This window comes from Acetobacter sp. (genome assembly GCF_047721705.1).
Lineage (GTDB): Bacteria > Pseudomonadota > Alphaproteobacteria > Acetobacterales > Acetobacteraceae > Acetobacter.
In genome coordinates this window covers 22915-34785 of the sequence record NZ_JBDNXK010000029.1, presented here as the reverse complement: position 1 = coordinate 34785, position 11871 = coordinate 22915, and the positions used below count along the sequence as shown (strand labels likewise).

The following is an 11871-nucleotide window of genomic DNA, read 5'->3' as shown; positions in this document are numbered from 1 at the left end:
TAACACCACAATCCAATTATTCCCAATCGTATAACAGCCATACCTTATGTGTTCTACCTTTTAAAGAAAACGTTCCCATATTAAATGTCATCAAGCATTTCCAATGCTGGACACGCTTAAAGGGAAAAATTTTCATGTCATCGACACATTCTTCCTCTTCTGTATCCGCTCTGCAAAAAGAACTTGAGGATCTAAAACGCAAAATAGCAGAAGCCGAGAAATCAGAACCATCACATGTTCACGCTCTCCGTAAGCGGGAACGTGAAGTCACTGAAGAAATAAGCCGCATTTCTGACGTATAAAATGGCGTAAGCCTTGTATGAAAATACAGGGCTGTCGTTTTTCAAAAGACTAACAAACTATCCTTACTGTGCCGCGATAGCCTCTTCTGCAACAGAGCGCCTACGCCGAACGGGAAATATGGCATCGTAGGCCATATTAAAAAGAAAAGCATAAAACAGATAAAATACAGCTATCGCCATACTGAGCGAGAAAGCTTGAAGGATAGATATTCCAAGATACCAACCGATCGCCGGTAACAAAACAATCTGAAGACCGGCTTCGAAAAGCAGTGTGTGAAACACTCTCACCCCTACTGTTTTTGCCGTTGAACCCGTCATACGCACCATAAATCGGTCAAAGAAAAGATTGTACACGTAGTTCCAGACCATCGCGGCTATGGCGCTCCCGATGCCAATCACGCTCATACTTTCGGCCTGCAAGTTGAAAAGCACACTGCCAAATGGAATGACGATGGCCAATGCCACACCTTCAAACATCAAAGCGTGACGCACACGGTCACCCGGTGAACGCATGGGAGGAGGTGAAGATTGAGTTGCTGTTGACATGGCGCGAAATCTATCGGCTTTTCTGACAAAGAAAAGTTAGAAACCATCTGTTTTTAAGATAGATCAGTGAACATCTCTTTTGAACAATTACAGGCCTTCGTTGAAGCCGCCGAGACCGGTTCGTTCTCTGCTGCGGCCCGTCGTCTGGGACGTGCGCAATCGGCGATCAGCACCCACGTCAGTAACCTTGAGGACGATCTCGGACTTTCGCTCTTCAGCCGGGCTGGCCGAACGCCTGTCCTGACCGAGGCAGGACGTCGTCTGCTGGAAGAAGCTCATGTCATTCTTGATCGTCGGGAAAATCTGATTGGACTGGCCCGCTCTCTTGAGGAAGGCGTCGAAAATCGGCTGGTCGTCGCGATCGATGAACTGTACCCAGAAAGCGCATTCGGGCCCGTTTTTCAGGCATTTGCGGAACATTTTCCACACGTTGAACTGGAAGTCCTGCTGCCGCTGAAGGATGATGTCGGCAAGATGATACAGGCGGGAACTGCCGATCTCGGGGTCATGTGGCAGCAAAGCACGCCGGCCGCCGATCTGTCCTTTCGGATCATCGGGCGCGTCCGGCTTCAGCTCGTGTGTGGCCGCACGCATCCACTGGCGCAGCAACCCGTCTCCTGGGAAAATCTGAAGCGTTACCGGCAGATACTCGTCGCCTCCCGCAACCGCTCCCATGCACGGGATCAGCTACGCATCGCAGCCGAAGTGTGGTGGGTCGAAAGCAACTGGGTCATTCTGGAACTGGTGAAATACGGCGTTGGATGGGCCTTCATGTCGGACCACGTGCTTGCCTCGTCCTTGACGGCTCCTGACATTGTCACACCCCCGCTCCTGTTCGATGCCGGCTATCCTCACGTCCCTCTCTCCGTCGTCTGGCACAGAAAAAGACCGCTGGGCCCGGCGGCACGATGGCTAAAAGAAAGGCTCGGCTCGGAGCGAAGCCCTTACATTTTCACTGACTGAGGCACTTTTCCACATAAGCGGGTCATAGCGGGTTGCCCACATACATATTTCTTTCATCCCGAACCGCAGCAGAAAATTCTATCCTTCTCAGACACTGAACAAGCGTCATCACGCTGGCGATGACTGCCCATGTACGACTTGGCGCACGAAGTAAAACAATAGCCCTTTCATGTATTTTTTTTAATTTTCCTGTTTATCCCACCTAGTTCACCCCTCTTTGACTCACGTCAAGGAGCCGCCCTTTCCATAAGTTTAAGAGACTCTACGCAACGAGGACGCTCTGTGTGGCGACCACTGGGGTGGCACCACCCTTTCCATGCCGCCAGCGTGTCACATCCAACCGATGGAAGTTGATCATGAGCCTGACAATTGCGGCGATCAAAGAAAGAGACGCAGGCGAACGCCGTGTCGCACTTGTTCCTGCTGTCGCCGAGCGTATCAAGCGACTTGGATGTGCGGTTGCCCTCGAAACAGGGGCCGGTGTGTCGTCATTTTATCCGGATGACACTTACAAGGACACGGCCATCCAGAGCGACGTGAAAACGCTGGTGGCTACAGCTGATATCGTGCTGGCGGTCAACCCTCCCACGCCCGATCTCATCGCCACGATGCGTCCCGGCTCCGTGCTGATCTCGTTCATTTACGGACGGACCCATCCCGATCTCGTCAAAGCCCTGAGAGATCAGAAAATCACCTGCTTCGCCATGGAGCAGATCCCCCGCATCAGCCGAGCGCAGGCCATGGACGCCCTGTCGAGTCAGGCCACGCTGGCGGGTTATTACGCCGTTCTCCTCGGCACCGTTCACATGCCGAAAATCCTGCCGATGATGACCACGGCCGTCGGCTCGCTCCGCGCGGCGCAGGTGCTGGTCATGGGGCTCGGCGTCGCCGGGCTTCAGGCGCTTGCCACGGCTGGCCGTCTGGGTGCCGTGACGGAAGGATATGACGTTCGTCCCGAAACGAAGGACGAGGCCCATTCGCTGGGCGCCAAATTCGTCGATACAGGCGTCGATGCAACCGGACAGGGTGGTTACGCGCGGGAACTGACGGCGGATGAAAAAGCCAAGGTCCGGTCCGTGCTGACCGATCACATTGCGCGCGCCGACCTCATCGTCACCACCGCGGCCGTGCCGGGAAGAAAGGCGCCTCGCCTTATTGATGCCGATCAGATTGCAAAAATGAAGGTCGGTTCCGTGATTATCGACATGGGCGCCGAGGGTGGCGGCAACTGTGAGGGCACAAAAGCCGGGGAAATCGTTTCAGTTGGCCCGACCACCATCATCGGCCCGGTCAACCTGCCATCGTGCCTGTCCGAACAGGCCAGTGAACTCTATGCGAAAAACATCCTGAATCTGCTTCAGCAGATCATCAAGGACGGCAAGCTCTCGCTCGACATGACGGACGAAGTGATCGCCAAAACATTGGTCACGCATGATGGCAAGATCACCAGCGACGGCGTACGCGCCGTGGTCGAAGGCCCTGCTCCCGTCGCGAAAGGATAAAACCAATGCTGGTCACATCCATGACATTCATTGTCGCGCTCTACATTTTCATGCTCGCGGCATTCACAGGCTACGTCGTCATCAGTCGTGTGCCATCGATCCTGCACACGCCGTTGATGTCCGGTTCCAACTTCATTCACGGCATTGTCGTGGTGGGTGCTCTGAGCGTCCTTCTCTCAGCCACCAATCTCCCTGAAGAAATCATCGGTTTTTTCGGCGTGCTTTTTGGAGCGGGCAATGTGATGGGCGGCTACATGGTCACGGACCGCATGCTGGCCATGTTCCGTCCAAGCACGAAAAAGCCTGACCCGAACGCGAAAAGTGGAAAGGCCGGACAATGAATATGATCGATTACATCATTGGCCTCAGCGGGCTGGTCGCCTCCGGGCTCTTTATCTATGGCCTGAAAGGCATGTCCTCCCCTGTCACGGCGGTGCGCGGCATCGTCATCGCGGGTTGGGGTATGGCTTTCGTGGTGGTCGCCAGCTTTCTTCAGGTGTTTACACTATCGCCTGAGGCGCAGGCTCACCTGCCCGTCAATCTGGGGCTGGCGGTTCTAGCCCTTCTCCTGGGCGGGGTATGGGCGGGCTGGCGCGGCCGGACCGTCGCCATGACGGCCATGCCGCAGATGGTCGCCCTGTTCAACGGTATGGGCGGCGGTTCCGCAGCGGCCATCTCGGCTGTCGCGCTCATGCGTCACGACACGACCGATCCGCTCCACCTCGGCGTGACCGTGCTGGGCGGCCTGATCGGCTGTATCTCCCTGACCGGCTCGCTCATTGCGTGGGCGAAGCTCGATGGGCGCATGAAGAACCCGATCCGGTTTCCCGGGCAGCAGATTTTCAACCTGCTGGTGTTCGTTACCGCTCTCGGGCTCGGTGCGCTGACGGTGATGACGCAGGGACAGGACGCGCCTGATCCACACCTGTTCACACTGCTGTTCTTCCTTGCCTCGCTCTTCTTCGGCCTGTGCATGACCGTGCCGATCGGCGGCGCTGACATGCCGGTGGTGATCTCGCTGTATAATGCCTTCACCGGCCTCGCCGTTGGTCTCGAAGGGTATGTGATGGCCGACCCGGCGCTGATGATCGCCGGTATGGTCGTCGGCTCGGCGGGCACGCTGCTCACCGTCCTCATGGCCAAAGCCATGAACCGCTCGATAGCGAATGTCCTGTTCAGCAACTTCGGCGCAACCTCGGCCAAGGCAGCAGGCCCTCAGGGCACGATGAAGTCGGTCGATCCGGCCGATGCCGCTGCGACGATGCGCTATGCTTCCAGTGTCATCATCATTCCGGGTTATGGTCTGGCGGTGGCGCAGGCGCAGCAGAAGCTCTACGAATTTGTGAAGATGTTGCAGGCGGACGGTGTGGACGTGAAGTTCGCGATCCATCCGGTTGCTGGCCGTATGCCGGGCCACATGAACGTGCTGCTCGCGGAAGCCGGCGTGCCGTATGACATGATCTACGACATGGACGACATCAACGACAGCTTCAAGACAACCGACGTCGCCCTCGTCATTGGCGCGAACGACGTGGTTAACCCCTCTGCCCGCACCGACAAGTCCTCCCCCATCTACGGCATGCCGATCCTCAACGCCGATCAGGCGAAGCAGGTGTTCGTCATCAAACGTGGTCAGGGAACAGGCTACTCGGGCGTGCAGAACCCACTGTTCTTCCTGCCGAACACCACGATGGTCTTCGGTGACGCACAGGCGGTGCTCGGCAAGATGGTCGAGGCGCTCAAGGCTCTTGGAACGAACTGAGAAAAAGGAACCAGGCTATGACAACAGGCAAGATGAAAGCCGCAGTTGCGCACGCATTCGGCCAACCTCTGACCATTGAAGAGCTTGATATTCCGACGATCAACGAGAACCAGATTCTGGTGAAGATGGACGCCTGCGGCGTGTGCCACACCGATCTGCACGCCGTGAGCGGTGACTGGCCCACCAAGCCGACCCTCCCGTTCATCCCCGGGCATGAGGGCGTCGGGCATGTGGTTCAGGTTGGCAGCAATGTGAACTGGATCAAGCAAGGTGACTATGTCGGTGTGCCCTTCCTTTATTCTGCTTGCGGTCACTGTGTGCATTGTCTCGGCGGCTGGGAGACCCTGTGTGAAAAGCAGGAAGACACCGGCTATACCGTCAACGGCTGTTTCGCCGAGTATGTCGTGGCGGACCCGAACTATGTCGCCCACATCCCGAAGGGCGCGGACCCGCTTCAGATCGCTCCGGTTCTCTGCGCCGGTCTGACGGTCTACAAAGCGCTGAAGATGACGGACACGAAGCCCGGTGACTGGGTGGCCGTCTCCGGTGTCGGTGGCCTGGGACAGATGGCGATGCAATATGGCGTCGCCATGGGCAAGAACATGATCGCCGTGGACATTGATGACGAAAAACTGGCGACGGCCAAGAAACTGGGCGCAGCGCGGACCGTTAACGCCAAGGACACGGACCCCGCCGCATTCGTGCAGAAAGAAGTGGGGGGCGCTCAGGGTGTGGTGGTCACCGCAGTTTCCCGTATCGCCTTTTCACAGGCGATGGGCTATGCACGTCGTGGCGGAACGATTGTTCTCAATGGCCTTCCCCCGGGAGATTTCCCGGTGTCGATCTTCGACATGGTCATGAACGGAACGACAGTCCGAGGGTCAATCGTGGGCACACGGCTCGACATGATCGAGGCGCTGTCCTTCTTTGCAGACGGAAAGGTGCACTCGGTTGTGAAGCCGGACAAACTGGAAAACATCAACCGTATCTTTGATGATCTGGAGCACGGTCGTATCGACGGTCGCGTGGTTCTCGACTTCCGGACCTGAGCCCGGTCACGGCTGCACGACGCCCTCATCGCATTATAGAGAGAAAGGTTATACGGCTATGGCCTACGCAACGGTAAATCCGTTCACCAACGAACAGATCAAAGTGTTCCCCAACGCCACGGATGCCGAGATCGACACCGCCCTTGACCTGGCGCACGGCACCTTCCTGAAGTGGCGCACGACCAGCTTCGCCGAGCGTGCGAAAGTGATGCAGAAGGCCGCTGATCTGCTGCGCGCCAACCTCGACGAATATTCCAAGATCCTCACCCTTGAGATGGGCAAGCTGTTCAGCGAGGCGAAAGCCGAAACCGAGCTGTCCGCCGCCATCTTCGAATATTACGCGAAAAACGCCGAGAAGCTGCTACAGCCTCAGGAACTGCCCGTGGCGAGCCCGGATGAAGGGCGTGCGAAAGTCATCCACCAGCCGCTGGGCGTGCTGCTGGCTGTCGAGCCATGGAACTTCCCGTTCTATCAGGTTGCCCGCATCATCGCGCCGCAGCTTTCCGCTGGTAACACCGTCGTTCTGAAGCACGCCTCCAACGTGCCGCAGTGCGCAGCCGCCATGGACAAACTGATGATCGAGGCCGGTCTGCCGAAGGGTGGCTTCCAAAACCTCTACCCGTCACACGATCAGGTGTCGCGCATTCTTGCCGATCACCGTGTGCGCGGTCTGGCTCTGACCGGGTCCGAAGGTGCTGGTGCCCGTCTGGCTGCCGAAGCCGGTCAGGCCCTGAAGAAGTGTACGATGGAACTGGGTGGCGCTGACGCCTTCATCGTGCTCGAAGACGCCGATCTGGAAAAGACCGTGAAGTGGGCCGTGTTCGGTCGTCACTGGAACGCCGGTCAGGTGTGCGTGTCTTCCAAGCGCATGATCGTTGTGGATGCGGTCTACGACCAGTTCATGCAGCAGTATCGTGAGGGTGTATCCAAGTTGAAGATGGGCGATCCGATGGATCCGACTACGACACTGGCGCCGATGTCCTCGCAGAAAGCCGCCGATGACCTGAAAAAGCAGGTTGATGGCGCTGTCGCAGCTGGTGCGAAAGCGGAAGAGATCCCGCTCGAAATGCCGAACGCAGGCGCCTTCTTCCGCCCGGTCATCCTGACCGACGTGAAGGACGGCAACCCGGCAATGCGCGAAGAGTTCTTCGGCCCGGTCTCCATGATCTTCCGTGTGAAGGACGAGGCTGAAGCGATCCGCATGGCGAACGACAGCCCTTATGGACTGGGTGGCTCCGTGTTCACCACGAACGAAGAGCGTGGCGTTCGCGTGGCAGAGCAGATCGAAACCGGCATGGTGTTCATCAATCACCCGACGATGGTGAAGGCTGATCTGCCATTCGGTGGCGTCCTCCGCTCAGGCTTCGGTCGCGAACTGATCGATCTCGGCATCAAGGAATTCGTGAACCACAAGCTGGTTGACGTGGTCGATATCGACGCACCGTTCTGATCATCTGACAAAGGGCAGAAGCCTTCGGTTTCTGCCCTTCGCACATCAAAGCCCGGCTTTCCGTTCAGGAGGTCGGGCTTTTTTGTCAGCTATCGCGACCGCAAGCTCAGATTCAGGACGCATTACTCCAGTCCGATATTACGTTGCTCTCTTTCCGCCACCTCGTTCTCCATGCTACCCGCCAAGGCATGTCGCCCTCACCTCCTGCGCCAGAAGTTTCCTGGAGCCAGCGTTTCATTGAAAAGGCCATACGTCAGTGGCTTGGCTTCTCATTACGCACGACGCGCTGGCATTTTGATGCCACACCGGAAGCCCGCGCACTCCTTCTAAAGGAGCGCGGAGACGGTCAGCAGCCTGGCCTGCTGGTGGCGTTCTGGCATGAGGCACTTGCGCTCTCCCCTGCCCTGTGGTGGTGGACGGAACCCCGCAATCCTTCCATGCAGCTGCATGTTCTGATCAGCCGCAATCGTGATGGTCGCCTGATTGCCAACATTGTTGCCCCTTGGCGTATTCCCGCCATTCACGGCTCTTCCGACAAGAAAGGGAAGAACAAGGGCGGCGCAGCGGCCTTGCGGCAGATCCGCATAGCGCTGGAACAAGGCCACACAATTGCAGTCATGCCCGATGGCCCGAAGGGGCCACATCGGCACATTCAGCCGGGTGTTCTGGCGCTGGCAGAAAAAACCGGCGTGCCGATCATTCCCGTCGGCGTTCAGTGTCGTTGCATCCACGCACCGTCATGGGATCGGATGATTCTACCATTGCCGTTTGGTCGGGGACGGATTGTCTGTGGCGAGCCTGTTCATGTGAAGGATGGAAAGCGGGAAGCGGCTGCCACTCAGCTTAGGGAACGACTGAACGCAGCGCAGGAAGAAGCCGGCCGTTCGGCGGGCAGCTATCCGGAACGGCTGGCGCCCATGCCCCCGCAATGTGTGACCGACGAACCCGTGAGCGCTCCGGCCCATCCAAGTGTGACGCAACGTACAGGCGCTCCTTTCCTTTGGAACGCGCTTGCATCGGCACTCGCTCCAGCCCTGATCGTTATGCTGCGGTATCGCCTCCGACGTGGCAAGGAACTCGGCGGCCGGCTATGGGAACGGCTCGGCCTCGACGACGCGCCACGTCCTGTTGGCCCCCTCGTGTGGTTTCATGCCGCCAGTGTGGGAGAGACAGTTTCCATTCTGCCCGTCCTCCGTGTGTTGCTTGAGACCACACCCGCCATCCACATTCTCGTTACCACAGGCACGGTGACAGGCTCACGGACCCTGACACGGGAACTGCCCCAAGCCATGGAAAGTGAGCGTCTACTGCATCGGTTCGTGCCACTGGATGTTCCCCGGTGGGTCAGACGTTTTCTGCATCACTGGCGGCCTGACTGTCTGGTTCTGACCGAAAGCGAACTCTGGCCGAACATGATCGCGGCCTGTAACGCGCAAGGCATTCCCGTGACGGTTATCAATGGCCGCCTCTCCCGCGCAGCGCTGTCCGGTTGGCAACGGGCGCGACGCACGGCCGGAGTGATGATGGCCTCCCTGTCGTGGGTCGCCGCCCGTTCTCCCGAAGATGCGGCACGTTTTCGGATGCTTGGTGCAAACAATGTATTTTACGATGGCGACCTGAAAACAGCCGCGCCGCCTTTGTCTGGTGATCCTGAGCTACTGCAAGCTGGCTGCAACGCCATTGGCAAACGGCCTGTATGGATTGCCGCTTCCACCCATCCGGGCGAAGAGCAGAATATCCTGACCGCGGCAAAGATTGTGATGCGCTCTTACCCTGATCTGCTGACCATTATTGCTCCCCGCCACCCCGAACGTGGAGCAACTGTGGCCTCAGAAGCGCAGCGTGCTTTTCCATCCGCACCTCCTGCGCCGCGCCGTTCACAGGGAAAACTGCCAACGAACGCTGACCCGATCTGGGTAGTGGACACCCTTGGCGAACTGGGCACGCTTTTCCAGCTTTCCAGCATTGTATTCATGGGAAACAGCCTGTTCCCCGCTGATGGAACTGCTCCCGGCGGCGGACACAATCCATTCGAACCCGCGCGCTTTGGCTGTGCCGTTGCCAGCGGGTCCGCCATCAGCAACTTCGAAGAAGCCTTCGAAGCTCTGGGAAATGCGACGACGATCGTAAACACGCCGCAAGAACTGGCCCGATGGGTCGAGACGATGTTGAGCAATCCCGACCTCGTCGCACAGCGTGGCGCAGCCGGACGGGCGATTGCCACCCGCGATCAGGCCCTACCCATCAGGCTGGCCGATCTCATCCAGCGCACGATGCGTCATGCGTGAGAAACTCCGTTTTCACGCGCCCGCCTTCTGGTTTCAGGCTCCGGGATGGACAAGCAGGTTGCTGCAACCTTTAGCAGCGGTAGTGGCCCAGATCGCCAGAAGACGGCGCAACAGAAAAGGCTGGCGCGCGCCCGTGCCGGTGTTGTGCGTAGGCAACCTCACCGTAGGCGGAACCGGTAAGACGACGGCTGTACTTGATCTTGTCCAGCGCCTGCAAAAGCGTGGTGTGGCAGCGCATTGCCTCACGCGAGGCTATGGTGGTCAGGCTACCAAAAGCGGTGAAGCTCTGCGTGTCGATCTGGAGCAGCACACGGCGCGGGATGTAGGAGACGAAGCGCTACTTCTGGCCTCTGTCGCTCCATGCTGGGTGTGCGCTGATCGGGCGGTTTCCGCCAGAATTGCCGTGGCACACGGTGCGGAATGTCTTGTCATGGACGACGGCTTCCAGAATCCCGGTCTGCACAAGGATATGTCTCTGGTACTGGTCGATGGTGCTGTCGGGTTTGGCAATGGGTGCGTCCTGCCCGCAGGGCCCTTGCGGGAGGATCTTGTATCCGGGCTGGCGGCAGCAGATGCCGTCGTCATCACGGGTGAGGATCGGGTTGGCGTGGCTACCGATTTACGCGCTAGGCAATTGCCCGTTCTGACTGCGGCTCTCCACATGGAAAAGATGCCGCCATCCCAGAAAGAAAAACGCGTCATTGCTTTTGCTGGCCTTGCCCGACCTGAAAAGTTCTTCGAGGGCCTACGGGCAAACGGTGTTCAGCCAGTGCGCTGCATTCCTTTTCCAGACCACCACATGTTCACGGAAAAGGATCTCGCGCATCTGACTGCTCTTGCCCATGAAAACGACGCACACCTTGTCACGACCCCGAAAGACGCGGTGAAGCTGCCTGCGACTTTTCGGCGCACTGTGGCGGTCATTGGCGTCACGCTTCAGTGGCAAGAACCGGCGATGATCAATGGCCTTCTCGACCGGCTGATGAAGGAAAGAGCGGTATGACGACACCCCGCATCACACTGGCGATGCGAGCCGAAGCCATTGCCGTTCGCGCCGCGTTGTGGCTGTTGCGCCGCCTGGGGCCGGAAGCGGCATCCAATCTCGGTGGCCGCTTCTGTCGCAGCATCGGTCCATTGCTTCCCGTCTCGAACGTCGCTGACAAAAACCTGCGTATGGCCATGCCTGAACTGACTGCCAAAGAGCGCAAAAGGATCGTTCGGGGTGTCTGGGAAAATCTGGGGCGCACTGTCGCCGAGTTTCCCCATATTGCCTCACTCAAGGAAAACACCCCATCCGGGCCGGGCTTTGACGTGGTGGGGGCGGAACATCTGATTGCTCAGGCGGAACGCGGTGGGCCTGTGCTGTTCGTCTCGGGACATATCGGCAACTGGGAAATGCTTCCGCCCGGTGTGGCGCACTATGGCGTCGGCTTCGCCTCTTTTTATCGCGCGGCAGGCAATCCTCTTGTGGACCGCATCATCCGCGATTTGCGGGATGCAGCCATGGCCGACCCGCTTCCCCTTTTCGCCAAGGGTGCGAAGGGTGCGAAAGAGGCCCTTCGCTGGGTGAGCGCAGGAAACCGTCTCGGCATGCTGACCGATCAGAAGATGAATGACGGGATCGAGGCGCGCTTTTTCGGTCTCCCCGCCATGACCGCTCCTGCTCTAGCCGCCATGGCATTGAAGTTACGCTGCCCTGTCATCCCCGGCCATGTGCAACGTCTCGGTCCGGCGCGCCTGCGTATCGTGGTCGAGCCGCCCATGATGCTTCCTGACAGCGGCAACCGGCAGGCGGACGTCGCCACGCTAACGCAGGCGATCAACGATCAACTGGAAACATGGATCAGGGAACGTCCGGAAAGCTGGCTTTGGCTGCATCGGCGGTGGCCGAAGCACATTCAGGCTCCAACGAATCGTTTAACGAAAGGTAGCAATATGTCCGAAAAATAATCATTTCCATTCCAAAACAGACAAATTTTGGTAGGCGTGATTACTTTTTGGTCGATAAT

At 58.2% G+C, this 11871-nt stretch carries 11 protein-coding genes; 10 read left to right on the top strand and 1 reads right to left on the bottom strand.

Annotated features, from left to right (window positions below; translation table 11 throughout):
• Positions 1–302 (top strand): hypothetical protein (locus tag ABF824_RS07005; protein ID WP_415487434.1); only part of this gene is annotated, 302 nt, incomplete at its 5' end.
• A 63-nt stretch (positions 303–365) separates the two neighbouring features.
• On the opposite strand, the gene ABF824_RS07000 is transcribed toward ABF824_RS07005, so the two are convergent.
• Positions 366–848, bottom strand: a complete 483-nt coding sequence (locus ABF824_RS07000) for a PACE efflux transporter (RefSeq protein WP_415487432.1) — start codon at positions 846–848, stop codon at positions 366–368.
• 66 nt (positions 849–914) lie between these two features.
• Here ABF824_RS07000 and ABF824_RS06995 point away from each other — a divergent pair, with 66 nt between their 5' ends.
• The 9 genes from ABF824_RS06995 (at position 915) to ABF824_RS06955 (ending at position 11812) form a co-directional block, all read left to right on the top strand.
• Positions 915–1811, top strand: coding sequence for a LysR family transcriptional regulator (locus ABF824_RS06995; protein WP_415487430.1), 897 nt, complete (start codon positions 915–917; stop codon positions 1809–1811).
• 356 nt (positions 1812–2167) lie between these two features.
• A complete protein-coding gene (locus ABF824_RS06990) occupies positions 2168–3313 on the top strand; it encodes an NAD(P) transhydrogenase subunit alpha (RefSeq protein WP_415487428.1) in 1146 nt (381 codons plus the stop codon).
• A gap of 5 nt (positions 3314–3318) precedes the next feature.
• Positions 3319–3654 carry an NAD(P) transhydrogenase subunit alpha gene (locus ABF824_RS06985; RefSeq protein ID WP_415487426.1) on the top strand — a complete coding sequence of 112 codons (336 nt, stop codon included), beginning with the start codon at positions 3319–3321 and terminating at the stop codon, positions 3652–3654.
• Complete coding sequence (locus ABF824_RS06980) at positions 3651–5075, top strand: NAD(P)(+) transhydrogenase (Re/Si-specific) subunit beta (RefSeq protein WP_415487424.1); 1425 nt, start codon at positions 3651–3653, stop codon at positions 5073–5075. Before ABF824_RS06985 ends, ABF824_RS06980 begins: the two co-directional genes overlap by 4 nt.
• A gap of 17 nt (positions 5076–5092) precedes the next feature.
• Positions 5093–6124: an alcohol dehydrogenase AdhP gene (gene adhP, locus ABF824_RS06975; RefSeq protein WP_415487422.1), complete on the top strand. Its 1032-nt coding sequence runs from the start codon at positions 5093–5095 to the stop codon at positions 6122–6124.
• Positions 6125–6182: 58 nt separating this feature from the next.
• Entirely contained in the window at positions 6183–7574 is a 1392-nt protein-coding gene (locus ABF824_RS06970; RefSeq protein ID WP_415487420.1) for an NAD-dependent succinate-semialdehyde dehydrogenase, read from the top strand.
• A 188-nt stretch (positions 7575–7762) separates the two neighbouring features.
• Positions 7763–9862 (top strand): glycosyltransferase N-terminal domain-containing protein, encoded by a 2100-nt coding sequence (locus ABF824_RS06965; protein ID WP_415487418.1) that lies wholly within the window; start codon positions 7763–7765, stop codon positions 9860–9862.
• Positions 9855–10865, top strand: coding sequence for a tetraacyldisaccharide 4'-kinase (gene lpxK, locus ABF824_RS06960; RefSeq protein ID WP_415487416.1), 1011 nt, complete (start codon positions 9855–9857; stop codon positions 10863–10865). Before ABF824_RS06965 ends, lpxK begins: the two co-directional genes overlap by 8 nt.
• Positions 10862–11812 carry a lysophospholipid acyltransferase family protein gene (locus ABF824_RS06955; protein WP_415487414.1) on the top strand — a complete coding sequence of 317 codons (951 nt, stop codon included), beginning with the start codon at positions 10862–10864 and terminating at the stop codon, positions 11810–11812. Before lpxK ends, ABF824_RS06955 begins: the two co-directional genes overlap by 4 nt.
• Positions 11813–11871 lie beyond the last annotated feature (59 nt).